Annotated in this window: 23 protein-coding genes and 1 pseudogene; 20 read left to right on the top strand and 4 right to left on the bottom strand. The window is 64.4% G+C overall.

The window, feature by feature from the left end; all coding sequences use genetic code 11:
* Window positions 1-110: pseudogene (locus KRZ98_RS05750) on the top strand (IS5/IS1182 family transposase); the annotation flags it as partial.
* A gap of 104 nt (window positions 111-214) precedes the next feature.
* On the opposite strand, the gene KRZ98_RS05745 reads toward KRZ98_RS05750, so the two are convergent.
* Both KRZ98_RS05745 and KRZ98_RS05740 read right to left on the bottom strand, forming a co-directional pair.
* Window positions 215-502 carry a hypothetical protein gene (locus KRZ98_RS05745; protein ID WP_217672701.1) on the bottom strand — a complete coding sequence of 96 codons (288 nt, stop codon included), beginning with the start codon at window positions 500-502 and terminating at the stop codon, window positions 215-217.
* Between the two features lie 124 nt (window positions 503-626).
* Complete coding sequence (locus KRZ98_RS05740) at window positions 627-905, bottom strand: hypothetical protein (RefSeq protein ID WP_217672700.1); 279 nt, start codon at window positions 903-905, stop codon at window positions 627-629.
* Window positions 906-1,048: 143 nt separating this feature from the next.
* Here KRZ98_RS05740 and KRZ98_RS05735 point away from each other — a divergent pair, with 143 nt between their 5' ends.
* The 4 genes from KRZ98_RS05735 (at window position 1,049) to KRZ98_RS05720 (ending at window position 3,560) form a co-directional block, all read left to right on the top strand.
* The gene (locus tag KRZ98_RS05735; RefSeq protein WP_217672699.1) at window positions 1,049-1,189 is read left to right on the top strand and encodes a hypothetical protein; all 141 of its coding nucleotides are present in this window, start codon (window positions 1,049-1,051) and stop codon (window positions 1,187-1,189) included.
* A complete protein-coding gene (locus KRZ98_RS05730; protein WP_368389789.1) occupies window positions 1,186-2,010 on the top strand; it encodes a hypothetical protein in 825 nt (274 codons plus the stop codon). The genes KRZ98_RS05735 and KRZ98_RS05730 overlap by 4 nt, the downstream gene beginning before the upstream one ends.
* Window positions 1,998-2,897: a transposase gene (locus KRZ98_RS05725; RefSeq protein ID WP_217672698.1), complete on the top strand. Its 900-nt coding sequence runs from the start codon at window positions 1,998-2,000 to the stop codon at window positions 2,895-2,897. Before KRZ98_RS05730 ends, KRZ98_RS05725 begins: the two co-directional genes overlap by 13 nt.
* A gap of 93 nt (window positions 2,898-2,990) precedes the next feature.
* Window positions 2,991-3,560 carry a winged helix-turn-helix domain-containing protein gene (locus KRZ98_RS05720; RefSeq protein ID WP_217672697.1) on the top strand — a complete coding sequence of 190 codons (570 nt, stop codon included), beginning with the start codon at window positions 2,991-2,993 and terminating at the stop codon, window positions 3,558-3,560.
* Here the strand turns inward: KRZ98_RS05720 and KRZ98_RS05715 are convergent.
* Window positions 3,515-4,186 (bottom strand): TetR/AcrR family transcriptional regulator, encoded by a 672-nt coding sequence (locus KRZ98_RS05715; protein WP_217672696.1) that lies wholly within the window; start codon window positions 4,184-4,186, stop codon window positions 3,515-3,517. The two genes, KRZ98_RS05720 and KRZ98_RS05715, sit on opposite strands and share 46 nt — an antisense overlap.
* Before the next feature lie 89 nt (window positions 4,187-4,275).
* Between KRZ98_RS05715 and KRZ98_RS05710 the strand changes: the two genes are divergently transcribed.
* From KRZ98_RS05710 to cobA, 11 genes are all read left to right on the top strand, one after another.
* Entirely contained in the window at window positions 4,276-5,790 is a 1,515-nt protein-coding gene (locus KRZ98_RS05710) for an efflux transporter outer membrane subunit (protein ID WP_217672695.1), read from the top strand.
* On the top strand, window positions 5,783-6,919 hold the full coding sequence (locus KRZ98_RS05705) for an EmrA/EmrK family multidrug efflux transporter periplasmic adaptor subunit (RefSeq protein ID WP_217672694.1): 1,137 nt from the start codon (window positions 5,783-5,785) through the stop codon (window positions 6,917-6,919). The genes KRZ98_RS05710 and KRZ98_RS05705 overlap by 8 nt, the downstream gene beginning before the upstream one ends.
* Window positions 6,920-6,929: 10 nt before the next feature.
* On the top strand, window positions 6,930-8,459 hold the full coding sequence (locus KRZ98_RS05700; RefSeq protein ID WP_217672693.1) for a DHA2 family efflux MFS transporter permease subunit: 1,530 nt from the start codon (window positions 6,930-6,932) through the stop codon (window positions 8,457-8,459).
* Between the two features lie 47 nt (window positions 8,460-8,506).
* Window positions 8,507-9,088, top strand: a complete 582-nt coding sequence (locus KRZ98_RS05695) for an ANTAR domain-containing response regulator (RefSeq protein ID WP_217672692.1) — start codon at window positions 8,507-8,509, stop codon at window positions 9,086-9,088.
* Window positions 9,085-10,299 carry a CmpA/NrtA family ABC transporter substrate-binding protein gene (locus KRZ98_RS05690; RefSeq protein WP_217672691.1) on the top strand — a complete coding sequence of 405 codons (1,215 nt, stop codon included), beginning with the start codon at window positions 9,085-9,087 and terminating at the stop codon, window positions 10,297-10,299. Before KRZ98_RS05695 ends, KRZ98_RS05690 begins: the two co-directional genes overlap by 4 nt.
* Window positions 10,300-10,513: 214 nt before the next feature.
* A complete protein-coding gene (locus KRZ98_RS05685; protein ID WP_217672690.1) occupies window positions 10,514-11,758 on the top strand; it encodes a NarK/NasA family nitrate transporter in 1,245 nt (414 codons plus the stop codon).
* Between the two features lie 88 nt (window positions 11,759-11,846).
* The gene (locus tag KRZ98_RS05680; RefSeq protein WP_217672689.1) at window positions 11,847-13,067 is read left to right on the top strand and encodes an alginate export family protein; all 1,221 of its coding nucleotides are present in this window, start codon (window positions 11,847-11,849) and stop codon (window positions 13,065-13,067) included.
* A gap of 203 nt (window positions 13,068-13,270) precedes the next feature.
* Complete coding sequence (gene nirB, locus KRZ98_RS05675) at window positions 13,271-15,793, top strand: nitrite reductase large subunit NirB (protein ID WP_217672688.1); 2,523 nt, start codon at window positions 13,271-13,273, stop codon at window positions 15,791-15,793.
* Window positions 15,794-15,798: 5 nt separating this feature from the next.
* Window positions 15,799-16,134, top strand: a complete 336-nt coding sequence (nirD, locus tag KRZ98_RS05670) for a nitrite reductase small subunit NirD (RefSeq protein ID WP_217672687.1) — start codon at window positions 15,799-15,801, stop codon at window positions 16,132-16,134.
* Window positions 16,134-18,743, top strand: coding sequence for a nitrate reductase (locus KRZ98_RS05665; protein WP_217672686.1), 2,610 nt, complete (start codon window positions 16,134-16,136; stop codon window positions 18,741-18,743). The genes nirD and KRZ98_RS05665 overlap by 1 nt, the downstream gene beginning before the upstream one ends.
* On the top strand, window positions 18,730-19,512 hold the full coding sequence (gene cobA / locus KRZ98_RS05660) for a uroporphyrinogen-III C-methyltransferase (protein ID WP_217672685.1): 783 nt from the start codon (window positions 18,730-18,732) through the stop codon (window positions 19,510-19,512). Before KRZ98_RS05665 ends, cobA begins: the two co-directional genes overlap by 14 nt.
* A gap of 89 nt (window positions 19,513-19,601) precedes the next feature.
* On the opposite strand, the gene KRZ98_RS05655 is transcribed toward cobA, so the two are convergent.
* The gene (locus tag KRZ98_RS05655; protein ID WP_217672684.1) at window positions 19,602-20,123 is read right to left on the bottom strand and encodes a molybdenum cofactor guanylyltransferase; all 522 of its coding nucleotides are present in this window, start codon (window positions 20,121-20,123) and stop codon (window positions 19,602-19,604) included.
* A 45-nt stretch (window positions 20,124-20,168) separates the two neighbouring features.
* Here KRZ98_RS05655 and KRZ98_RS05650 point away from each other — a divergent pair, with 45 nt between their 5' ends.
* The 4 genes from KRZ98_RS05650 to fdhF all read left to right on the top strand — a co-directional run bounded on the left by KRZ98_RS05650 (window position 20,169) and on the right by fdhF (window position 26,112).
* Window positions 20,169-21,071 carry a LysR family transcriptional regulator gene (locus KRZ98_RS05650; protein ID WP_217672714.1) on the top strand — a complete coding sequence of 301 codons (903 nt, stop codon included), beginning with the start codon at window positions 20,169-20,171 and terminating at the stop codon, window positions 21,069-21,071.
* A gap of 99 nt (window positions 21,072-21,170) precedes the next feature.
* The gene (locus tag KRZ98_RS05645) at window positions 21,171-21,623 is read left to right on the top strand and encodes a formate dehydrogenase subunit gamma (RefSeq protein ID WP_217672683.1); all 453 of its coding nucleotides are present in this window, start codon (window positions 21,171-21,173) and stop codon (window positions 21,621-21,623) included.
* Window positions 21,620-23,269, top strand: coding sequence for an NADH-quinone oxidoreductase subunit NuoF (locus KRZ98_RS05640; RefSeq protein WP_217672682.1), 1,650 nt, complete (start codon window positions 21,620-21,622; stop codon window positions 23,267-23,269). The genes KRZ98_RS05645 and KRZ98_RS05640 overlap by 4 nt, the downstream gene beginning before the upstream one ends.
* Window positions 23,266-26,112, top strand: coding sequence for a formate dehydrogenase subunit alpha (fdhF, locus tag KRZ98_RS05635; RefSeq protein ID WP_217672681.1), 2,847 nt, complete (start codon window positions 23,266-23,268; stop codon window positions 26,110-26,112). Before KRZ98_RS05640 ends, fdhF begins: the two co-directional genes overlap by 4 nt.

Below are 26,112 nucleotides of genomic sequence, written 5' to 3'. Positions count from 1 at the left end.
TTTTCTGCAGCCTCAAAACATTCCGCCGGATCGCTACCCGGTACGAAAAAACTGACGAGAGCTACCGCGCTATGATCAATCTCGCGGCCTTGAAAATCGCTATGCGCTAATGTCCACAGGCCTTAGATCGGCTTTTGGTTTCTTTTCCTCGCTGACAGTCGCTTGACCGTGAGCCATCGCGTCTAGCAGGCGGTCGAAACGTTCGTTGGCTTTATCAGTCATGTTCCATTTCCGCTTTGATGGCGGCTAATCGCGTGCGCCCCTTATAGCACAATCCTAGGCCGCATAGGGCAGTTAATGCGGAGGCGATAAAAGCGGCGACCATCCATGTTTCCCATGACGCCAAAACCACCGGCGACAGGTTCTCTGAAAATGCGAACCCCTGCTTCACGCTCAGGGCAAAGCCGAGGCACGCGGAGGAAGCAGAGAATGCAACCGTGGCTCCGCCTTGCAACTGCGCCAGTTCGCCCAACTCGCCTTCGGTGAGGCTGTACATTTTCATTGTACGTACTCCTCCGCGAGTATGGGATTTGACAGACGTAGAACGCTTACGCCTCGCGCCAGTGCCAGCAATTCCGCCCTGCAAGGCTGTTGGCGAAGGTCCGATGACTGCGCCCCCTGGCGCACTACTCTCCATTTTGCGCCTCGCGGATTATCGCCTCCAAGTCTGCCACCGCTTTGACCATACGATCTATCAAATCGGCGAACCCCGGAGCCTCGCTGACAGGCACCACAATCGCTGTGTGGTAAACAGCTTCGTCCCCCACCATCTCGCCAAAATTCATTCGGAGATGCCCAAGGCCCGGCTGTATAAAAATACGGTTTGTGAAAAGCCCGTTGAGCTTTCTGACGGCATCCACATCCTTCTGCGTTACTTGTGATCCATCGTCCGGCTGACTCGCCATCGGTCGCTCCCATCTCTTTCAAGACGCTCCGCATATCACACGCACCTACTTGTCGGAAAGGGATAATAACCAATTCATTTAATTGGTTCGATGCGCGCGTGCGCCATAGCCTCCCTTTTGCGACCCATAGAAGGAGGATGTTCATGCCGCATACCGTGCCACAGCTGGCCATCGACGATATTGCCGACCTGCCCGCCGGGGCCAGCCTGTTCGGGTTGCAGGATGGCGATGTAATGGACATCAGCCTGATGGATATTGTGATTGCGATCATCGACCAGCCGTGACGCCAGGAGCGTTGGGCGCGGCGCTGGGGCAGGCGGTGGCCGCGGCGCAGGATGCGCCGTTGGATCGGGCTCTGGCGCTGATTCGGCCATTTCTGCACGACATAGGCTGGTTCAACGATCTGTTGGCGCAGGGTTGCGCGGCGATGACCGCCGATCCCATGCACCTTCCCGGCTTTCGCGCCAGTCGCAGCGGTGCGGCCCGGCATCTGGTGCTGGCCCGGACCGAGAGGATCTGGCTGTCGGCGACGGTGATCGACCCGGTCGAGCAAGCGGGATCAAGGGTTCATTTTTCTGGCCGCCATATGCTCTGCCGCCCGCTCAACCGCGCATTGCGGGGGGAAGGATTCCGGCTGGAGGGAGAGCGGGCGGTGTCGACCGGGCAGCGCCATTGCGCGGTGGGCGATGTATTGGAACTGGACGAGTGGCGTGAGACGCTGCGCATCCTGCCGGACGACGCGCCGCTCATGCTGTTGCGGGCGCAGATTGCGGGGCAAGGCCCGGTCTGTTCGCGCATATATGAGTCCGCAACCGGCGCGGTGGTGGCGCGAGCGGAGGCGGATGAGGGCCATGCCCGCGCGTTGATGCTGCTGTCGCTGCTACGGGCGCAGGGGCGTAGCGATGCGGCGGCGCGGTTTGCCGAGGCGCTTGATACCCCGCTTGCGGCGCAGCGCTGGGCGGTGATGCGCGAATATCTGGCACTCGATACGGCAAGCGCCTTGCCTGCGTTGCGCGCGATGGTGCAGGCGGAAAGCGATGCGGCGGTGCGGGCGCTGGCGGCGGGGACGCTGGCGCAGATTGAGGGCGTCCCATGCCCCGCCTGATCGAACAGGCACCGGATGACAAAGCCGTGGACCTCGATGCGCTGGTCGACTGGTGTGAAAGTCCGGCGTTCGACCCCTCCTGCGAAGAGGGGCTGGCCGCTGCCGCGCCGATGCTGCGGGCGTTGGGGCGCAACCGGGATTTCCTGGCCGACTTCGCCATCGCCGAACTCAAGACGCGCTGCGCGGGTCAGCGGCAGGCCAATCCCTATTCGGCGCAGGTCATGCTGCTTCGCCCGCCCAGGGGCAAATATGTGCTGCGCGCCGCCTTCTGGCCCGCCGAGCGCGACCATGTGATGCGGATGAGCGGCCCGGCCCCCTTCCTCTATCATGTGCCGCATGATCATGGTTTTGACTTTCTGACCATCGGCTATCTGGGCCCTGGCTATGGGTCGGACTATTATGCCTATGACGGCGATGTTGCGGGCGCGGCTGGGGAGGCGGTGGCGCTGCGTTTCGTGGAGCGCAGCCATTTGTCGCAGGGGCGGATTCTCCTTTACCGCGCCAATCGCGACATTCATGCGCAATTGCCGCCTGAGTCCCTGTCGGTATCCCTCAACATATTGGCCAGTGCGCCCGATCAGGGCTGGCGAAGGCAATATCGGTTCGACACGGCCCGCTGTACGATCGCCGAGTGCATGACCGTGGCCAGCGCGCAATTGCTGCTGGAACTGGCGGTAGGGTGCGACAGCGGCAATGCGATCGACTTGGCGCAGGACTTTGCCGCACGCCATCCTGCCGACGCCATGCGGCGGACGGCGTGGGACGCGATCGGTACCGGGCTGACCGGCGCGGCGCGACTGGCGCATTGGGAAGCGGGCGCGCGCAGCAGCAGTCCGCTGATCCGGTTGGCGGGAGAGGGGATGCTGCGAACCATCCATAATGGATAGGGATTGGCTTGTTTTCGCCCCGCGTCGGCGGTCGGATGCGGTGGGTCAGTTATTGGTGGATGACGGGTGGGCAGGCGGGTCGATTGTCACGGATTGGGCAGTGATTTCGCACCGCTGGCACGGGCGCTGAGCGCGCGCGGCTTCGATCTGGCGATGCAGGGGGCGGGCGGCGATCCGCCACGGGTCAGCATCAGCGATGCGACGATATTGTGGCAGGGCGTGGACGATCCTGCCGCCCGTGCCCGCGCGCTGGAGGGTGGCGCGCAGGATGTCGTCGGTCCGTGGATGCATGAAGGGGAAGCCGTCGCGCGGATCATCCGGCTGGCCCGCGACGACCAGCCCTGCTTGCGGGTGGGCGACCTGCTGATCCATCTGGTCGACCGGCAGGTCGAACGGGCGGGCCGGGCGATCCCGCTGCTGGCGCGCGAATATGCGTTGCTGCTCCATCTGGCGCGACGGCCGGGGGAGGCGGTCAGCCGCGACGCGCTATTACGCGCGGTGTGGCGGCTGGAGTTTGATCCCGGCACCAACAGTGTCGAGGTGCATATGTCGCGGCTGCGCGCGAAGATAGACCGAGGGTTTGACTGGCCCCTTCTGCGGACGGTCAGGGGGCGGGGCTATGCGCTCTGCCCGGCGGTCGGGACCGCGCTGTCAGGGGCATAGGCGCGCAGAAAGGTGGTGACGGCAAAATCGGCGTCGGCGGCGGTTTGCGCCCGGGATGTATGATCAAGCTGCCCCATCAGCAATTGCTGGTGGCTACCCGACATGACCAGCGCGATCAGCGCGCGCGCGGCGTCGAACGGATCGGCCACGCGCAACTGGCCCCGTGCCATCGCACCTTGCAGGAAGGTGGCGAACACATAGCGCACCCGCAGCGGCGCAAGATCGAAGAAAATCTGGCGCATTTCGGGGAATCGCGTGCCCTCTGCGATGATCAGCCGGTGGAGCGCGATCGCGTCGGGCGAGGTGAGTTTTTCGCTCAGGCTGATGCAGGCGCGCAGCAATGTCGCGGTCAGTTCGCCGCAGGGATTGAGGATTTGCGACAATTCGGCGCGAAAGGTGCGGGTGGCGCGATCAAGCACGGCGGAAAATAGCGCTTCCTTGGACGGAAAGTGATTCCACAACGTCCCCTTCGACCCGCCGAGCGCCGCCGCGATGCCCGACATGGTGGTGCCGGCATAGCCATGTTCGAGGAAATAGCCCTCCGCAACCATGAGGATAGCGTCGCGCCGGTCCTGCCGACGCGCTTCCCTTCGGCTGGGGGGAGGAGGGGTGTCCAGATCAGTCATTAAACCGTACCATAGAGTATGGCAATTTTGTTGACAAGGCTTCGCGACAGCGGCAAGGGCAATTCTGATACTGGATGGTACGGTTTGTCATGTCGGTGAGTCGCCTTTTTTCCCACGAACGCTTCCTGATTCCGGCAACGGCCATGTCGCTGCTGTCGGCCTGCGCGGCGGTGCCCGATCTTGGTGTTCCGCCTGTGATCCGCACGGCGCAAAGCGTGGCGGCGCACGAGAGCCTGCGCGCACCAGATGCTGCCTGGCCGGGTGAAGGCTGGTGGACCGCCTATGGCGACCCGCAACTGACCGCGCTGATCGAGGAAGGGTTGGCCAACGCGCCCGACATGGCGATTGCCGCCGCCCGTTTCGCGCAGGCGCAGGCTATGGCGCAGCAGGCCGGTGCGGCTGCACTGCCTTCGGTCGATCTGGACGCGAAAGCCGGGACGACCAAGCAAAGCTATAATATGGGGATGCCCAAGGAGTTTATTCCGCAGGGCTGGCTCGGCACGGGCCAGGTGGCGCTCCGTATGGGGTTTGACCTGGATCTGTGGGGCCGCAACAAGGCTGCGCTGGCGGCCGCGACGTCGCAGGCGCGCGCCGCGCAGCTGGACGCGCAGCAGGCGCGGCTGGCGCTGACCACGGGAATTGCCGACGCCTATGCCGATCTGGCGCGGCTCTATGATGAAGCCGAATTGCAACAGCGCACGCTTGATATTCGCATTGCCAGCCAGAAGCTGGTTGCCGATCGCAGCCGCAATGGCCTCGAAACGCGCGGCAATCTGCGCCAGTCGGACGCGACCGTTGCGGCGGCGCGGGCGCAATTGGCGGGCGCGCGCATGGCAATTGTGCTGCGCCAGCATCAGATTGCCGCGCTGGTCGGGGCGGGGCCAGATCGCGGCCTGGCGATCACCCGCCCGCCCAGGGGCCGCCTGATGCCGGTCGGTCTGCCCGCCGATGTCACCACCAATCTGGTTGCGCGCCGCCCGGACATTGCCGCGGCGCTGGCCCGAACGGAAGCTGCCGCGAAACAGGTCAAGGTCGCGCGCGCCGATTTCTATCCGGCGGTGCGGCTGAGCGCGCTGATCGGGGTCCAGTCGCTTGGTTATAACACAGTGTTTAACGGCACCGGCGTCAATGGATCGGCCAAACCCTTCTACAACAGCCTGTTCGACAAGGATTCGCTGTTCGGCAGCGCCGGTCCCGCGATCAGCCTGCCCATCTTCCATGGCGGCGCGTTGCAGGGCCAGTATCGCGGCGCGCGCGCCAGCTATGACGAGGCGGTGGCCAATTATGACAAGAGCGTGCTGGCTGCCTACCAGCAAGTGGCCGATGCGCTGACCAGCCGCCGCACGCTCGATGATCGGCTGACGGACGCCCGCGCGGCGCTGGCGGCGTCGCAGGACGCCTACGGCATCGCGCGCAAACGCTATGATGGTGGCCTGTCCACCTATCTCGACGTGCTGAGTGTCGAGGATCAGCTGATCGCTGCGCGCCGGTCCGTTGCCGGGCTGGAGGCCAGCGCCTTTTCGCTCGATATTGCCCTGATCCGTGCGCTGGGTGGCGGTTTCGCCGCCAGCGCCACCCTGCCCAAGGACGCTGCGCATGGCTGATGCCGCCCCCGAATTTTCCGACACGCAACAGGCTGATCGCGCGACCGCGCGCAAGGCCTGGTTGATCCGGCTCGCGCTCGCGGTGATCGTGCTGGGGCTGCTGTGGGCTGCATGGTATTTGCTGGTGGGGCGCAACCATGTCAGCACCGACAATGCCTATGTGAATGCGGAAATGGCGCAGGTGACGCCGCTCATCTCGGCACAGGTCACGCAGGTGATGGTCAGCGATACCCAGGCGGTGAAGCGGGGCGATGTGCTGGTGCGGCTCGATCCGACCAATGCGCGCATCGCGATTGCGCAGGCGCAGGCCGATCTGGCCGAAGCGCGTCGCAAATTTCGCCAAAGCAGTGCGACCAGCGGCGCGCTGGCGGCGCAGGTCGACGCGCGTGGCGCGGACATCGCGCAGGCGCAGGCCCAGCTGGCGACGGCGCAGGCGAACGCCGACAAGGCGCGGATCGACCTGCAACGGCGCGAGGCGCTGGTCGGCGAAGGCGCGGTGTCGGGAGATGAAGTGACGAGCGCGCGCACCGCCTATGCCAGTGCGCGCGCTGCGCTCGATCTGGCGCGGGCGGGCATCACCACCGCGCAGGCGACGCGCAGCGCGGCGAGCGGACAACTGGCGGCCAATGACGCACTGGTGCGCGGATCGACGGTGGAGTCCGATCCGGGCGTGATGGTGGCACAGGCCAAGCTGGATGCGGCGAAGCTGGACCTTGACCGCACGGTGATTCGTGCGCCGATCGACGGCGTCGTCACCAAGCGGCAGGTGCAGGTCGGCCAGCGCGTCGCCCAAGGCAGCCCGATCATGACGATCGTGCCGCTGGCGCAGGTCTATGTCGATGCCAATTTCAAGGAGCGCCAGCTGCGTCAGGTGAAGGTGGGGATGCCTGCCACGGTGGTCGCTGACATTTATGGCAGCGACGTCGTCTATCATGGCAAGGTGGTGGGCTTTTCCGGCGGGACCGGATCGTCTCTCTCGCTGATCCCGGCGCAAAATGCGACCGGCAACTGGATCAAGGTGGTCCAGCGCCTGCCCGTCCGCATCGCGCTGGACCCCAAGGAACTGGCCGCGCATCCGTTGCGTGTCGGCTTTTCCACGGAGGTCGAGATCGACCTTTCGCGTCACTGAAAGGTCGATCGTGAGCGGCGAGGATAATATCTTTAACCGGTTGACGCCGCGCCAGCGCACGCTCGCCGGGCTGGTGCTTGCGCTCAGCAATTTCATGGTCGTGCTGGACCTGACCATCGCCAATGTTTCCGTGCCGCATATCGCGGGCAATCTGGGCATCACCCCCGATCAGGGGACGTGGATCATCACATCCTATGCGGTCGCCGAAGCGATTTGCGTGCCGCTGACCGGCTGGCTGGCGCAGCGCTTTGGCGTCGTAAAGATGTTCATCTGGGCGATGATCGGCTTTGGCCTGTTTTCCGTGCTGTGCGGCCTGTCCATGTCGCTCAGCATGATCGTCGTCTGCCGCATCGGCCAGGGGCTGTGCGGTGGGCCGATCATGCCGATGTCGCAGACGCTGATGCTGCGCGTCTTTCCGCCCGAACGGCGGGCGCGGGCGATGGGTCTGTGGGCGATGACGACCCTGCTGGGACCAGCAATGGGGCCGATCATCGGCGGCTATATCAGCGATAATTGGAGCTGGCACTGGATCTTCTTCATCAACCTTCCGATCGCAGTCCTCTGCGTGTTCGCGGCGATGGCGCTGCTGCGCCCAGTTGAAACGGAAACGGCGCGAGTGCCGATCGACAAGGTTGGGTTGGGTTTGCTGATATTCTGGATCGGCTGCCTTCAGATCATGCTCGATCTTGGCCGTGACCATGACTGGTTTGCCGATCCGCTGATCGTCATACTGGCGATCCTCGCGCTGATCGGCTTTCTGGCCTTCATCATCTGGGAATTGACGGAGGTGCACCCGATCGTCGATTTACGGGTGTTCCGCCACATCGGCTTTACCACCGGGGTATTGTCTCTGGCGCTGTGCTTTGGTGCCTATTTTTCCGGCATCGTCGTCATCCCGCAATGGCTCCAGTCGTCCATGGGCTACACCGCGACCTGGGCTGGCATCGTCACTGCCTTCACCGCCATGGCTGCGTTGATGAGCGCGCCGATCGCCGCAAGGATGATGGGCCGAGTCGATCCGCGCTTCATGATTTCGGGCGCGGTGTTGTGGCTGGGCCTGATGACCCTGTGGCGCGCGCACTGGACCAGTTCGGTCGATTTCTGGACGATGGCCGCGCCCCAGTTCATCCAGGGGTTCGCCATGCCCTTCTTCATGATCCCGCTGACGACGCTGACTTTGGGATCGGTGCGGCCGGAAGAGACAGCCTCTGCGGCGGGCCTCCAGAATTTCCTGCGCACCATGGCTCTGGCGATTGCGACATCGCTGGTGCTGACGGGCTGGGGCGATGGCCAGCGTGTATCGCGCAATGAGCTGGCGGGCGCGCTCCAGCCCGCCGACACGCAATCGGCGCTGGCGAATATCGGCATGTCGACCGATCAGGCGCGGCAGGTCATATCGAACATCGTCGATCAGGAAGCGCTGGCGATTGCTGTCGATCATATATTCTTCATATCGGCCATGATCCTGTTCGTGGCGGCCGCCGTGGTCTGGCTGGCACCGCGCCCGCGCGCCGATGTGGACACGTCAGCGGCGCATTGACGCGGCGCAGCATCGCGGCCACTTAAGGCGCGAAGAGGCGGGGACAGATGCGAATCGTCATCATCGATGACAGTGGATTGCGGGCCAGCGTCCTGGAAGAGGGGCTGCATGAGGCGGGCTATGACGATATTCATATCGTCCCGCCGCGTGGCGGCTTTGTCGCGCGCCTCGAACGCATGGCCCCCGACGTCGTACTGATGGATCTGGGCAGCCCAAGCCGCGATACGCTGGAGGAAATGCTGACCGTCAGCCGCGCGCTGGCCCGGCCGATCGCCATGTTCGTGGATCAATCCGACGAGGCGATGATCGGCGCGGCGATTGACGCGGGCGTGTCCGCCTATGTCGTCGATGGATTGCGCAAGGAACGGGTCAAGCCGGTGCTGGAACTGGCGGTGCGGCGCTTCAACGCCTTTGCCAAGATTCAGAGCGAACTGGATGAAGCCCGTAATGCGTTATCCGACCGCAAGGTTATCGACCGGGCCAAGTCCATCCTGATGAACCAGCGATCGCTTAGCGAACAGGATGCCTATGCGCTGCTGCGGACGGCGGCGATGAACCAAGGGAAGAAAATTGTGGAAGTGGCGCAGGCGCTGATCACCGCCAGCGACCTGTTGGGAGGGGGATTATGACGATAGGGCTGCGCATCGCCTTCCTGCCGCTGACCGATGCTGCCGTTCTGGTGGCGGCGCGGGAGCGGGGTTTTGCCGAGGAAGAGGGGATCGCCCTTGATCTGGTGCGCACCACCAGTTGGGCGACGTTGCGCGACCGGCTGGTCTATGGCCAGGTGCAGGGCGCGCATATGCTGGCACCGCTGGCCGTCGCGGTGACGCTGGGGCTGAGCCAGCAGCCGGCGCCGCTGGCCGCGCCCTACAAGCTGAACGTCAACGGCAATATGCTGGTGATGGCGTGCGATTTTGCCAAGGCGCTGGAGCCGGTGATCGCCAGCCGACTGGCCGATCCGCTGGGCACCGCGCATGATTTTGCCGCCGCGATAGGCCTGTGGCGGCGCAAACCGGTGATCGGCGTGGTCCATCGTTTTTCCAGCCATGCGATCATGCTGCGTTACTGGCTGGCGAGTGCGGGCGTGGACCCCGATCGCGACGTGGTGCTGCGCGTGCTGCCGCCATCGCTGACGGTCGAGGCGATGCACGCGGGCGAGATTGACGGCTTCATCGCGGGCGAACCCTGGGGCAGCGCGGCGGTGGAAGCGGGTCTAGCGGAAACCGTGGCGATCGGCGAGCGTATCTGGCGGCGCGGTGTTGAGAAGGTGCTGGCCTTCCGCGAATCCTGGCTGGAGGAAAATCCGCAAGCCGTTGACCGGCTGTTGCGCGCGCTGGTGCGGGCGGCGGCGTGGTGCGATGATCCGGCGCACAGGGATGACCTTGCCAACCTGCTCGCCCGGCCGGACTATGTCGATCAGCCTGCTTATCTGATTGAACGCGCGCTGTCGGGCGGCATTGTCGCGCGGGCGGGGGAGCCGCCGATCGTCAGCCCGGATTTCATGCTGTTCGGGCGGGAGGCGACGCCCTTCCCCTGGCGCAGTCAGGCGCTGTGGATCTATTCGCAACTTGTGCGATGGGGCATGGTCGATCATGATCCGGCGACAGCGACACGCGCCGGGGCGGTGTTCCGTCCCGACATATTCCGCCGCGCACTGGCCGACAGCAATGTACCGATGCCCGGCGCCAGCATGAAGCTGGAAGGGGCGGTCGCATCGCCATTGCCGGTCGGATCGCGCCGGGGCGAGCTGACGCTGGGACCGGACAGCTTCTTCGACAAGCGGGTGTTCGACCCGGAACGAATCGAAGAGTTTTTGGCAGGATTTGCGCCGCTACGTTGATTTGGCGGGAAAAATTGTGCCTTGCAACATGACGCGAATCGCGAGATAAGACATGTAACCGCGCGACGATGCGCGTTTGACAGGAATGCGCCATCCCAAGGTCGGGACCGTCATTCCGACCTATCATACAGCAAAGCCGCTGACCGGACTCCCCATCGGGTGATGTCCGGCCTGCGGCTTTTTTTGTTCATTTTCGAGTCTGGGATGACCTATCATGGCAACTGCTTATTGGGATGGCGACAAGGAGGGTGAACTGGCCCCCGCCGCGACCAGCTTCTGGAAGGCCGGCCACACGCCGACGCTGATCGCGGCCTTTCTCTATTTCGACCTGGCCTTCATGGTGTGGGTGCTGTTGGGGCCGCTTGCTCCGATGATCGCCAAGACTTTGATGCTGACGCCTGCCGAAAAGGGACTGATGGTCGCCACGCCCACGCTGATGGGGGCGCTGCTGCGCGTCGTCAACGGGCTGCTGGTCGACCGGATTGGCCCGAAACTGTCGGGCGCGATCAGCCAGGTCATCGTCATCATCGGCCTGTTTACGGCATGGGCGACGGGTATCGACAGTTTTGAAGGCACGCTGGCGCTGGGCGTCGTGCTGGGCTTTGCCGGCGCAAGCTTCGCGATCGCGCTGCCGCTGGCCAGCCGCTGGTATCCCGCCGAGCATCAGGGCAAGGCGATGGGTCTGGCAGGCATGGGCAATTCTGGCACCGTGCTGGCCGCCCTGTTCGCGCCGGGTCTGGCCAAATTGTTCGGCTGGAACGCGGTGCTGGGCCTTGCCTGCATCCCGCTCAGCATCGTGTTCGTCACCTATATGATCATGGCGAAGGACGCGCCCAACGCGCCGCAGCCTAAGAAGATGATCGACTATTTCGAGCCGCTCAAGCAGGCGGATGCCTGGCTGCTGATGGCCTTTTATGCCGTGACTTTCGGCGGTTTCGTTGGTCTTGCCGCGAGCCTGCCGATCTATTTCACCGACCAGTTCGGCCTGAACCCGGTCATGGCGGGCTATTGCACCGCGGGCTGCGTGTTCGCCGGGTCGCTGGTCCGTCCGATGGGTGGGGCGCTGGCCGACAAGATTGGCGGCGTGAAGGCGCTGATGATCGTCTATGTCGTGGCCGCGATTGCGCTGGCCGGTGTCGCCTTCGCCACCACGCTGGCATCTGCGCTTAGCCTTTTCGTCCTCGCCATGCTGGCGCTGGGCACGGGCAATGGGTCGGTGTTCCAGCTGGTGCCGCAGCGTTTCCAGGCGGAAATCGGCGTGATGACCGGTCTGGTGGGCATGGCGGGCGGTATTGGCGGCTTCTACCTCGCCAGTTCGCTGGGCTTTGCCAAGCAGCTGACCGGCAGCTTTTCGGCCGGGTTCCTGATCTTCGCTGGGCTGGCGGTCATCGCCTTTGCCGGGCTGGCGCTGGTCAAGGCCCGGTGGCGCGCGAACTGGAGCACGGGCGCCCGCATCTGATTGGAGTTTGGAGGGGCGGGGGCGGACCTTTACAGCAAGGCCGCCTCCTTAAATTGGTCGCAACATCATCCGAGGGGGGATGACTATCATGAAATATCTATACGCAACGGCGGCCACATTGGTCGCCGCAGGGACCGCCATGTCCACGGCCCAGGCCCAGAGCATCAAGCTGAAACCCGTGGCCGAAGCGCGGTTGCGCTACGAACATGCCGATCAGGAAGGGCTGGCGACGGAAAAGTCCGACGCGCTGACCATCCGCGCCCGTGCCGGGCTGATCGCGACCAGCGGCGGCTTAAGCGCCACGGTGATCGGGCAGGGCAATCTGGCGGTCGTCGACAAATATTTTGACGGGCTGAATGGGGCCGCGACCCGGCCGATCGTCGCCGATCCTGAAAATATCGCGCTCTACATCGCGCAGCTCCAGTATAAGACCAAGATGGTCACGCTGACCGGCGGTCGGCAGCGGATCGCGCTGGATGACGAGCGTTTCATCGGCAATGTCGCTTTCCGCAATAATGGCCAGACGTTCGACGCGATGCGGATGGAACTCACCCCGGCCAAGGGGCTGAAACTGGACGTTTCCTATGCGTGGAGCGTGCGCACCATCTGGGGTTTCCAGGGCAAGGGCGCGCGGCAGCAGGCGGTGAGCGGCGACAATATTTTCGCCAACCTCTCTTATGTCACGCCGGTCGGCACGCTGACGGGTTTTGCCTATCTGGTCGATCAGGATGAAGCGCCAATGCAGGCCTACCGCCTGTCGAGCCAGACCTATGGTGTGCGGCTGGCGGGGACGCAGCCTTTGTCGAAGGCCGCGAAACTTTCCTATCAGCTGAGCTATGCCAGGCAGGCCGACCATCATGCCAACCCCAATGATTACAGCGCGGATTATTGGCTGGCGGATGCGACGCTGGACGTGAAGGGCTGGAAACTCAACGCTGGTTACGAAGTGCTGGGGGCCAGCAGCGGCGCACCTTTTACCAGTTTCCAGACGCCGCTCGGCACCAATTTCAAGTTTCAAGGCTGGGCCGACAAATTCCTGACGACGCCGGGGAACGGCATCCGCGACCTTTATGTCGGCGGGGGCTATGGCTGGAAACAGCTCGGCCCGCTCTCCGCTGTCGCGCTCCAGGTCGCCTGGCACCGTTTCGACAGCGACCGGCTGGACCAGCATTATGGCGACGAAATCAACCTTATCGCATCCGCGAAGGTGAAGAAGACGGCGCTGTCCGTCCGCTACGCCAAATATGATGCCAAGACGATGGCCACGGACACGCAGAAATTGTGGCTTCAGGCTGACTGGGCTTATTGATCGATCGCGAACGGAATCGCTTGAGCCGTCAGGCGATTCCGTTTATGGTGCATTGCAAGAGGGCAGTGTTGCCCTTCCAACCATAGCCGAAGCGATCCACGGACGGATCGGCAAGGCGACTATGATGGCAAAGCCGCCATCCTGACTTTCGGTTCTCACCGGGGGTCAGGATGGCGGCTTTTTTGTTTTCCGGAGTGACGAGGATGGAATTTCAGGACGGTTCAAGTCCGGTGACGGACAGCGGGGACGACATCCTCGTGCCGATGGATGATGTGCGCGAACATCTGGTGGTGGTCGGCAACGGCATGGCCGGGTGCCGCGCGGTCGAGGAATTGCTGGCCCGCGATGCGGGGCGCTATCGCGTCACCATCTTCGGGGCCGAACCGCATGTGAATTACAACCGGATCATGCTGTCCCCGGTGCTGGCGGGCGAAAAGACGTTCGATGACATCATCATCAACGACCGCGCCTGGTATGATGATAATGGCATCACGCTGATCACGTCCGATCCGGTGTCGGCGATCGACCGCACCCACAAGAGCGTCACGAGCCAATCGGGTCGCACCATCGGCTATGACAAGCTGCTGATCGCCACGGGGTCCGACCCGTTCATCATCCCGGTCCCCGGCAAGGACCTGCCCGGCGTCATCAGCTTCCGCGACATGAAGGATGTCGATGTGATGCTGGCGGCGGCAGAGGCGGGCAAGGCCGTTGGCGGTGGTGAAGCCGTGGTGATCGGTGGCGGGCTGCTGGGGCTGGAAGCGGCGCATGGCCTGAGCCTGCGCGGCATGAAAGTGACGGTGTTGCACATCATGCCGACGCTCATGGAAAGGCAGCTTGATGAAGCGGCAGCCTGGCTGCTCAAGAGCGCGCTGGAAGGGCGTGGCCAGACGATCCTGACCGGTGCCGACACCGCCGAAATCTATGGTGATGGCAAGGTCGAGGGCGTGCGCCTGAAGGACGGCACGCAGATTCCCGCCAGCCTGGTGGTGATGGCGGTGGGCATTCGCCCCTCGGTCGCGCTGGCGCGCGAGGCGGGTCTGGATGTCGGACGCGGTATCAAGGTCGATGACCATATGGTCACCAGCGATGCCGACATATTGGCCGTGGGCGAATGCGTCGAGCATGACGGCAATGTCTATGGTCTGGTCGCGCCGCTGTGGGACATGTGCCGCAGTCTGGCCGATGGCCTGACCGACCGGCACACAGGCTATAAGGGCAGCGTCACCTCGACCAAGCTCAAGGTCGCGGGTCTGGACGTCTTTTCCGCAGGGGACTTTTCCGGCGGCGAAGGCTGCGAGGATATCGTCCTGCGCGACGCATCGCGCGGCGTTTACAAGCGGGTCGTGGTGAAGGACGACAAGGTCGTCGGCGCGGTCCTCTATGGCGATACGGCTGACGGCGGCTGGTATTTCGATCTGTTGAAGCGCGGCGAAAATGTCGCCGACATTCGCGACCTGCTGATCTTCGGCCAAGCCTTCGCCTCTGGAGGAGGCGCGATGGACCCTAAGGCGGCCGTTGCAGCGCTCTCGGACGATGCCGAGATTTGCGGCTGCAACGGCGTCAGCAAGGGCCAGGTCGTCGCCTGCATCGAAAAGGGGGCGTGCAGCCTGGACGCGGTCCGCGCGGGCTGCAAAGCTTCGGCGAGCTGCGGCAGCTGCACGGGTCTTGTGGAAAATATCCTGGCGCTGACGCTGGGAGAGGATGTCCAGTCCGGCCCCAAGACGATGTGCAAATGCACCAGTTTCGGCCATGACGACGTCCGCCGCGAAATCGTGGCGCAAGACATGCGCTCCATTCCCGAAGTCATGCAGAAGCTGCACTGGTCCACGCCCGATGGCTGTTCCTCCTGTCGCCCTGCGCTCAACTATTATCTGCTGTGCGCGCTGCCCGGCGTCTATGTCGATGACCAGCAGAGCCGTTTCGTCAATGAACGGATGCACGCCAATATCCAGAAGGACGGCACTTACTCGGTCGTCCCGCGCATGTGGGGTGGCCTGACCAACCCGCGCGAATTGCGCGCGATCGCCGATGTGGTGGAGAAATATGACGCGCCGATGGTCAAGGTCACCGGCGGCCAGCGGCTCGACATTTTCGGCATCAAGAAGGAAGATCTGCCCGCCGTCTGGGCGGACCTGAACGCGGCGGGCATGGTGTCCGGCCACGCCTATGGCAAGTCGCTGCGCACGGTGAAAACCTGTGTGGGCAGTGAATGGTGCCGCTTCGGCACGCAGGATAGCACCGGCCTTGGCGTCAAGACCGAGCGGATGACCTGGGGGTCGTGGATGCCGCACAAGTTCAAGATCGCGGTGTCGGGCTGCCCCCGCAATTGTGCGGAAGCGACAATCAAGGATTTCGGCGTGGTCTGCGTCGATAGCGGCTATGAGCTGCATGTCGGCGGCAATGGCGGCATCCATGTCCGCGTCACCGACCTGCTGTGCAAGGTCGCGACCGAACAGGAAGCGCTCGATTATTGCGCGGCCTTCACCCAGCTCTATCGTGAGGAAGCCCGCTATCTGGAGCGCACCGCGCCCTGGATCGAACGGGTCGGGGTCGACTATGTGAAGCAGCGCATCGTCGAGGATGATGCCGGTCGCGAAGCGCTGCGCGCCCGTTTCCTGTTTTCGCAGCAGTTCATGCAAGACGATCCCTGGGCGGAGCGGGCCGCGGGTGCCAATAGCGACCTGCACCAGCATCTTGACCCAATCTCCATCGCGGCGGAGTGAGACATATGACCGACTGGATCGACATCGGCACGCTGGCCGACATTCCGCAGCGCGGTGCGCGCACCGTTCAGATTGGTGGTGAGAAAGAAATTGCGGTGTTCCGCACGGGCGACGACCAGATTTTCGCGCTGGTCAATGAATGTCCCCACAAAAAGGGGCCGCTGAGCCAGGGCATCGTCCATGGCCACAGCGTCGCCTGCCCGCTGCACAACTGGAACATCGCGCTCAAGAGCGGCGAGGCACAGGGCGAGGATAAAGGCTGCACCCCGACGATCGCGGTGAAACAGGAGGATGGCCGCATCCTGATCGCGCGGCCTGAACTGGCCAAGGTGGCAGCCTGATGAGTCAAGCGATCCGCACCACCTGCGCCTATTGCGGCGTCGGCTGCGGCATCGCGGCGACGCCGACTGGCGGCCGCGCCGTGACGATCAGGGGGGATGAGGCGCATCCGGCCAATGCGGGCAAGCTCTGTTCCAAGGGCACCCATCTGGGCGAGACGGTGGGCCTTGAAGGCCGACTGCTCCATCCCATGATCGGCGACAAGCGCGCCAGCTGGGACAAGGCGCTCGATCTGGTTGCCAAACGCTTTGCCGACACCATCGCCAGACATGGTCCCGACAGTGTCGCCTTCTACGTCTCCGGTCAGATACTGACCGAAGATTATTATGTCGCCAACAAGTTGATGAAGGGCTTTATCGGGTCGGCCAATATCGACACCAACAGCCGCCTGTGCATGTCGAGCGCGGTGGCGGGCCATAACCGGGCCTTTGGCGAAGATGTCGTCCCCGCCAGCTATGACGATCTGGACGAAGCCGACCTGATCGTGCTGATCGGGTCCAACACTGCCTGGTGCCACCCGATCGTCTATCAGCGGATACAGGCCGCCCGCGCCGCGCGCGGCACGAAACTGGTGGTCATCGACCCGCGCCGCACCGAAAGCTGCGAGGGCGCGGACCTGCATCTGGCGCTGCGGCCCGGCAGCGACGTCGCGCTGATGAACGGGCTGCTCGCCTGGATGGATCAGGCAAAGCTGCTGGACGCGGACTTTTTGGCGCGCAGCGTCAATGCGCCCGAAGGCTTCTGGGACCATATCCGCACCGGCCATGACCTGTGGACCACGGCCAAGGCGTGCGATGTCTCGCCTGCCGCGCTCCAGCAATTTTACGAACTCTTCGCCGCGACCCCGCGCACCGTCACCATGTTCAGCCAGGGGATCAACCAGTCGATCCGCGGCACGGATCAAGTCAACGCGATCATCAACGTCCATCTTGCCACCGGTCGCATCGGCAAGCCGGGCGCTGCGCCCTTCTCGATCACCGGCCAGCCCAACGCCATGGGAGGCCGTGAAGTCGGTGGCCTCGCCTCCACGCTGGCGGCCCATATGGATTTCGCACCGGACAATGTCGCGCGCGTCGGCCGCTTCTGGGCCGCGCCGACCATGGCGACCAAGCCGGGGCTGAAAGCCGTCGATATGTTCCGCGCCATCAACGAAGGGCGGATCAAGGCTTTGTGGGTGATGGCGACCAATCCCGCCGTGTCGCTGCCCGACGCCAATCGTGTGCGCGAAGCGCTGGAGACGGTTCCTTTCCTCGTCGTGTCGGAGGTGATGGCCACCACCGACACCAGCGTCCACGCCCATGTTCGCCTGCCTGCCGCGGCCTGGGGCGAAAAGGACGGGACCGTCACCAACTCCGACCGCACGATCAGCCGCCAGCGCGCGCTGCTGCCGCTACCCGCCGAAGCGAAACCCGACTGGTGGATCGTCACGCAAGTTGCCCGCCGCATGGGCTTCCGCAACGCTTTTGCCTATGATCGTCCCGCCGACATCTGGCGCGAACATGCGCGCCTGACCGCCTATCAGAATGACGGCGCGCGGCTGTTGAACCTGCGCGCACAGGCGACGCTGGGGAATGACGCCTATGAGGCGATGGCGCCGTTCCGCTGGGGCGACACGCCCTTTGTCGACGGGCGTTTTTCGACGCCCGATGGCAAGGCGCGGCTGTTGCCGGTGACCCAGATGGATGTGCAGGGTCCGCTCAAGGACTGGCCGATGACGCTCAACACCGGGCGCTATCGCGACCAGTGGCACACGATGAGCCGCACTGGCCTGTCGCCCAAACTAGCGCGCCACCGGGAGGAGCCGCTGGTCGAGGTCCATGCGGACGACGCAGCTGCGCTGGGTATCGCCGATGGCGATCTGGCGCGCGTATCGACGCCGCAGGGCGACAGCCTGTTTCGCGCGCGGATCAGCGATGGCCAGCGCCCCGGCGAAGTCTTTACCCCGATCCACTGGACCGACCAGCAATCGACCGGTGGCCGCACCGGCCTGTTGCCGCGCTCGCTGGTCGATCCCCATTCGGGCCAGCCGGGGTTCAAATCCACCCCGGTCCGGGTCGAAAAAGTCGCCACCGAATGGAAGGGCTTTCTGATCCTGCGCGGGAGCGAACCCGTACGCGTGCCATGCCTGTGGGCCACGCGGATCACCGTGCCGGGCGGCGCGCTCTATGAAGTGGCGGGCAATGGGGATCCGGCGCGGCTGGAAGCGTGCCTGCCCAAGGGCGATCGGGTCGAGGCGATCGACATGACGCGCGGCACCCGCCGCGTCGCGATCATCCGCGACGGCAAGCTGGCGGGCGTGCTGATTGTCACGCGCAGCGGTATATTGCCCACCCGCGACTGGCTGATCGGGCAACTCGCTGTCGAAAGCGTCGGCGCGTCGGTGCTGGCCGCGCGCGGGCCGGGCAGTCAGCCCGACAAGGGAGCGATCATCTGTGTCTGTTTCGACATTGGGCTGAACAACATCGTCACGGCCATTCGCGAACAGAGGCTGGTCGATGTTCCCGCGATCGGCGCCGCTTTGGGGGCGGGGACCAATTGCGGGTCGTGCCGTCCGGCGCTGGCCAATATCCTCGCCCAGGCCCAACAGGAGACGCTTCATGCAGCCGAATGAATTGATCGCGCGGGGACAAGTGTGGCTGGTGGGCGCGGGGCCGGGCGACCCGGACCTGCTGACGCGCAAGGCGGAAAAGCTGATCAGTGCGGCGGACATTGTTTTCTACGATGCGCTGGTCGGGCGGCAAGTGCTGGACCTGATCCCCGCCGGGGTCGAGCGGGTGAGCGTGGGCAAACGCTCCGGGCGGCACAGCAAGCAACAGGAGAGCATCAATGACCTATTGCTGGCCGCCGCGCGGGCGGGCAAGCGGGTGGTGCGGCTGAAGGGCGGCGATCCGTCGGTGTTTGGGCGGTCGGCGGAGGAAATGGATCATCTGGGTGAGGCTGGCATAGCTGTGCGCATCTGCCCCGGCATCACCACGGCGAGCGCGGCTGCGGCGAGCGGCCATGCCTCGCTCACCCTGCGCGGCAAGGCGCGCGGGCTGACTCTGGTGACGGCGCATCTGAAGGCGGGCGAACCGTTGAAACTCGACTGGGACGCGCTGGCGCGGCCCGGCGGGACGATCGGCATCTATATGGGCCGCGCGGCGGCGGGCGAGATTGCGCGCAACCTGATCGCGGCAGGGCGCGACCCGGAAACCCCGGTGATGGTGGCGGTGAATGTCTCGCTGCCCAGCGAACGGCTGATCCGCGGCAAGCTGTCGGCGCTGGCCTTTCTGGTGCAGACGATCAGCGACGAAGATCCGACGCTGCTGCTGATCGGCGAGGCGGTGGCGGGGACGCGGGTGCCGGTGGAAATGGCGGCGAGTGTGGCTTTGCCTGCCTAACTACCTCCGTTCGTTTCGAGCGAAGTCGAGAAACCTGAACACAGCGCACCCGTTTCTCGACTTCGCTCGAAACGAACGGGTGTTGCGTGTCACAACCCCGCCAGATCCTCCGGCCGGTTGATATTGGGCAGCACCAGCCCCTCCATGTCCACTACCCGAGCGCCGATGCGGTCGAGCCAGCCATGGATGGAGCGATTATTGTCCGTCGCCAGATGGGCGTCGAGTTCGCCCGCCAGCGATACCGGCCACCAGCCGAGCAATTGCTGACCCTTCAATATGGCCGCGCTTTCGCCGATCAGCATGGCGGGCAGCTCTGCAGGATAAACGGGCATGTCGCACCCCGTCGTCAATACCCCCGCAAAGCCATGGTTCTGCGCGTGATGCAGCGCAGCGTTCAGCCCGCCCAGCGGTCCCATGTCCGGCGCAGGCCGATCGGCGAGGCCACCGTTCCGTCCGCAAATCACGACCTGCGCGACATGCGGCGTCAGGCCCGCGATCGCATGGTCCAGCAAGGTCCGTCCATCCGCCATCACTGCCAGTGCCTTGTCGCTGCCAAAGCGGCTGGACCGGCCCCCCGCCAGCACCGCGCCCAATATCCGCTGTTCCGCCATGATGCTTCCTTGATAGCGCACTTCTATCAGGCCTATACCAAATATATGCAGACCCGCCTCGTCGAATATTTCCTGGCGCTGGAGCGCGAAGGCCATTTTGCGCGGGCGGCGGCGCTATGCCATGTGTCGCAACCCACGCTGTCGGCGGGCATCGCCACGCTGGAGACGCAGCTGGGCAAGCGGCTGATCCGGCGCGACCGCAAATATGGCGGGCTGACGGCTGAGGGGGAGGCGATCTTACCATGGGCGCGGCAATTGGTCGCGGCGGCCGAAGCGCTGGGACAGGCGGCGGAGACGGCGCGCGGGCCGCTTAAGGGCGAATTGCGGCTGGGGGCGATCCCTGCCGCCATGCCCGCGATCGGCTGTCTGGCGACCGCGATGCTGGAGCGGCATCCGGGGCTGAATATTTCCGTTCGCGCGCTGACATCGCGCCAGATCGAGCGTGAATTGGCCGCATTCGAGCTGGACGCGGGCCTCACCTATCTGGATTTCGAGCCGCCCGCCCACGCCCTGTCGGTGCCGCTCTATGCCGAGCGGGCGATGCTGGTGAGCGCGGTCGATGGCGTGGCGATTCCCGCTGTCGTCGATTGGGCCGACCTGGCCAGCCTGCCGCTCTGCCTGTTGCATCAGGGGATGCAGAACCGGCGGATATTGGACGCGCGGCTGGCCGACCGCGGGCTGGCGCTGCGGCCTCTGGTGACGGCAGACTCCTATGTCGCGTTGCTGGGGCTGGTGCAGCAGGGGCGGCTCTGTTCGATCATTCCCGACAGCCATGCCGCCTTGCTGGACGGTCTGCGCTGGGCGCGCACGACGCCGTTGCCGGACATGGGGGAGGGCAGCCGGGTAGGCGTCATCGTGTCGGATAGCGCGCCGATGGGGCCGCTGGCGCAGGCGGTGTTGGCGGTGGCGCGCGGTTTGCGCCTGCCGCCCGGCTTCGGATCGCTTTGATAGAGTAATTCTATCAAGCATCGCTGGCTTCGATTTGACCAGCACGCCTTGCTGCCGCACTATCCGGTCAAAATTGCGGCCATAAGGCAGGGTATCGGGATGGAAGAGTTTATCGAAGGCTGGACCGCGCGCCACGGCGCGACGCGCGACCAGTTGCTGCCGCTGCTGCACGCGGTGCAGGAAGAGGCGGGCTATGTTCAGGATGCTGTCGTGCCGGTCATCGCCCGCGCGCTGAACCTGTCGCGCGCTGACGTGCATGGCGTCGTCACCTTCTATCATGATTTCCGCCGGACGCCTGCGGGTCGCCATGTCGTGAAGCTGTGCCGCGCTGAAAGCTGCCAGGCGCGCGGCGGCGCGGCGATCGAGGCGGCAGCGGCGCAGCGGCTGGGCGTGGCGATGGGTGAAACGCGCGGCGATGGCGCGGTCAGTCTGGAACCGGTTTATTGCCTGGGCCTGTGCGCGGTCGGTCCCAATGCGCTGGTTGATGGTCGTCCCATGGCGCGGATCGACGCTGCCGCGCTGGATCGGATCGCAGCAGAGGTGGCGGCATGAAAATTTATGTGAGTCGCGACATGGCATCGGTCGCTCTGGGCGCGGATGACGTTGCAAAGGCCTTTGCCGACGCCGGGTGCGAGGTAATCCGCACCGGATCGCGCGGGCTGTTCAGCATCGAACCTCTGGTCGAGATGGAGACGGCGGACGGCCGCATCGGCTATGGTCCGGTGGGGCCGTGGGACGTTGCAGCGGTGCTGGATGGCAGCCACCCCAACCGGCTGGGAGCAGTCGATCAACTCTCCTTCTTCGCCGGGCAGCAGCGTTTCACCTTTGCCCGGTGCGGGGTGATCGATCCGGTCAGCCTGACCGATTACGCCGCGCAGGACGGCTGGAAGGGGCTAGACGCCGCGCGCACGATGACGCCTCAGGCCGTGGTCGATGCCGTCAAGGTGTCGGGCCTGCGCGGGCGCGGCGGGGCAGGCTTCCCGACCGGCATCAAATGGCAGACGGTGCTGGACGCCCCCACGGGCGACAAATATATCGTCTGCAACGCGGATGAGGGCGACAGCGGCACCTTTGCCGACCGGATGCTGATGGAGGGTGATCCCTATTGCCTGATCGAGGGTATGGCGATCGCCGCCCATGCCGTCGGCGGAACCCAAGGCTATATCTATATCCGCTCCGAATATCCCTTCGCAATCTACACGATGCGGCTGGCGATTGAGCGTTCGGCGCATCTGATAGCGCCCTTCACGCTGGAAGTGCGAGAGGGTGCGGGCGCCTATGTCTGCGGCGAGGAAACCGCCTTGCTCGATTCGATCGAGGGCAAGCGTGGCCAGGTGCGCGCCAAGCCGCCCTTGCCTGCGCTGAAAGGCTTGTTCGGCCAGCCGACCGTCATCAACAATGTGCTGAGCCTTGCCGCCGTGCCGTTCATTCTGGCTGAAGGCGCAGAGGCCTATGCGGCGGTCGGCTTTGGCCGTTCACGCGGGACGATGCCGGTGCAGTTGGCGGGCAATGTGCGGTATGGCGGGCTGTACGAAATCGGCTTCGGCATCACGCTGGGCGAACTGGTGAACGATATTGGCGGCGGCACCGCGAGCGGCCGCCCTGTGCGCGCGGTGCAGGTGGGCGGGCCGCTGGGCGCCTATTTCCCGCCGTCCATGTTCCATCTGCCCTTCGATTATGAAAGCTTCGCCGCTGCGGGTGGCCTCATCGGCCATGCCGGGATTACCGTGTTCGACGACAGTGTCGACATGGCGCATATGGCCCGCTTCGCCATGGAATTTTGCGCCGCGGAAAGCTGCGGCAAATGCACGCCCTGCCGGATCGGATCGACGCGCGGGGTGGAGATTGTCGACCGGATCATGGCGGCGCGGCCAACTCCCCCATCCGTCATGCCAGCGAAGGCTGGCATCTCACTTCCTGAAGGTGGTGCGGAAGAAAAGGGGGATCCCAGCGTGCGCTGGGATGACGGGGTTTTGGGCAAAGCCCTCTACTCCCGTTCCCCCGCCCGGATCGACACCTCGATCGACGCGCAAACCACGCTGCTGCGCAACCTGTGCGATACGATGAAATATGGGTCGCTCTGCGCGCTTGGGGGCTTCACCCCCTATCCGGTGCTAAGCGCGCTCGATTACTTCCCGGAAGATTTCGGAGCGAGTCCAAGTCCGAATTTTGCGCCGTTAAAGGAGGCTGCGGAATGACTTTTACCCGCGAAACCGACCATGGCACGCCCGCTGCGATTGCGACCGGCCAGTCCGTCACCCTGACCATCGACGGGCACGCCGTCACCCTGCCCGAAGGCACCAGCATCATGCGTGCCGCGTCGCTGCTGGGCGGCTCCATCCCCAAACTCTGCGCCACCGACAGCGTCGAGAGTTTCGGCTCCTGCCGCCTTTGCCTGGTCGAGGTGGAGGGGCGCAATGGCTACCCCGCCTCCTGCACCACCCCGGTGGCCGAGGGCATGGTCGTGCGCACCCAGACCGATCGCCTCAAGCAGCTGCGGCGCGGGGTGATGGAACTTTATATTTCCGATCATCCGCTCGATTGCCTGACCTGCGGCGCGAATGGCGATTGCGAATTGCAGGATCAGGCCGGGGCAGTCGGGCTGCGCGACGTGCGCTATGGCTATGACGGCGCGACCAATATGGGGCAGGCCAAGGACCAGTCGAACCCCTATTTCGATTTCGATCCCAGCAAATGCATCGTTTGCTCCCGCTGCGTGCGGGCGTGCGACGAAGTGCAGGGGACGTTCGCGCTGACGATCGAAGGGATGGGGTTCGATTCCAAAGTCTCCGCGTCGCAGGGCGAGGGATTTTTGGGGTCCGAATGCGTCTCCTGCGGTGCCTGCGTGCAGGCCTGCCCCACCGCGTCACTGATCGAAAAGAAGGTCGTCGAGGTCGGCACCCCGGACCGCGCCGTCGTCACCACCTGCGCCTATTGCGGCGTCGGCTGCACCTTCCGCGCGGAAATGCGGGGCGAGGAACTGGTGCGCATGGTGCCGTGGAAGGATGGCAAGGCCAATCGCGGCCATAGCTGCGTCAAGGGCCGCTTCGCCTGGGGCTATGCCCAGCATCAGGACCGCATCCTCAACCCCATGATCCGCGCGTCGGTGAGCGAACCGTGGCGTGAAGTGTCGTGGGACGAAGCGATCGCCTATACCGCGTCGGAGTTTCGGCGCATCCAGGCCAAATATGGCACCCGCTCCATTGGCGGCATCACGTCGAGCCGCTGCACCAATGAAGAAACCTTCCTGGTCCAGAAACTGATCCGGCAGGGGTTCGGCAATAATAATGTCGATACCTGCGCCCGCGTCTGCCACTCGCCGACCGGCTATGGCCTGAGCCAGACCTTCGGTACGTCGGCAGGCACGCAGGATTTCGACAGCGTGATGCAGGCGGACGTGATCCTGGTCATCGGCGCGAACCCTACCGACGGCCACCCCGTATTCGCCAGCCGCATGAAAAGGCGGTTGCGTCAGGGGGCCAAGCTGATCGTCATGGACCCGCGCCGCACCGATCTGGTCAAATCCCCGCATGTCGAGGCGGACCATCATCTGCCCCTGCGTCCCGGCACCAATGTCGCGATGTTGACCGCGATGGCGCATGTGATCGTCACCGAAAAGCTCTATGACGAAGCGTTCATCCGCGAACGGTGCGATTGGGACGAGTTTGCCGACTGGGCCGATTTCGTCTCCCAACCCGCCCGCTCTCCCGAAGCGATCGAACCGCTGACCGGCGTGAAGGCGGATGAGGTGCGCGCCGCCGCCCGGCTTTATGCCACAGGCGGCAATGGCGCGATCTATTATGGCCTTGGCGTGACCGAGCATAGCCAGGGGTCATCGACCGTCATGGCCATCGCCAACCTCGCCATGGCGACCGGCAATGTTGGGCGCGAGGGCGTGGGCGTGAACCCGTTGCGGGGGCAGAATAATGTCCAGGGCGCCTGCGACATGGGCAGCTTCCCGCATGAATTTTCGGGCTATCGCCATGTGTCGGACACAGCGACGCGCAGCCTGTTCGAGCAGGCCTGGGGCGTGTCACTCGACGCCGAGCCGGGGCTGCGTATCCCCAATATGCTGGACGCGGCGACCGACGGCACCTTCAAGGGGCTATTCGTGCAGGGTGAGGATATTCTCCAGTCCGATCCCAACACCCATCATGTCGCAGCAGGCCTTGCGGCGATGGAATGCGTGGTGGAGCAGGATCTGTTCCTCAACGAAACCGCCAATTACGCCCATGTCTTTCTGCCCGGATCGACCTTCCTGGAGAAGGACGGCACCTTCACCAACGCCGAACGCCGCATCCAAAGGGTGCGCAAGGTGATGGCGCCTCTGAACGGTTATGCCGACTGGGAAATCGTCCAGCTGGTTGCCAATGCCATGGGTTTGGGCTGGACCTACGATCACCCCGCGCAGATCATGGATGAGATTGCCGCGCTCACCCCGACTTTTGCCGGTGTCCATTATGACCGGCTGGAGGCGGAGGGATCGCTGCAATGGCCCGCCAATGACGCTGCGCCCGATGGCACACCGACGATGCATATGGGCGGCTTCGTGCGGGGGAAGGGCAAGTTCGTCGTCACCGACTATGTCCCGACCGATGAAAAGACCGGCCCGCGCTTCCCTCTGCTGCTGACAACCGGACGCATCCTGTCCCACTATAATGTCGGCGCGCAGACGCGCCGCACCGCCAACACCGCCTGGCACCCTGAGGACCGGCTGGAAATCCATCCGTCCGACGCAGAGAATCGCGGGATCAAGGAGGGCGACTGGGTTGCGCTGAAGAGCCGCGCCGGGGAAACGACGCTGCGCGCGCAAGTGACCGAGCGCGTTGCGCCGGGCGTGGTCTATACCACCTTCCACCACCCCGAAACCCAGGCCAACGTCATCACCACCGACTATAGCGACTGGGCGACCAACTGCCCGGAATATAAGGTGACGGCGGTGCAGGTCATGCCATCCAACGGGCCGAGCGACTGGCAGCGCGACTATGCCGATCAGGCCCGGATGAGCCGCCGCATTGCACCGCTGGAAGCGGCGGAATAG

This window comes from Sphingobium sp. AS12 (assembly GCF_019097845.1).
Taxonomy (GTDB): Bacteria; Pseudomonadota; Alphaproteobacteria; order Sphingomonadales; family Sphingomonadaceae; genus Sphingobium.
The sequence above is the reverse complement of the archived record's forward strand: the minus strand, read 5'-3'. Positions and strand labels throughout refer to the sequence as shown.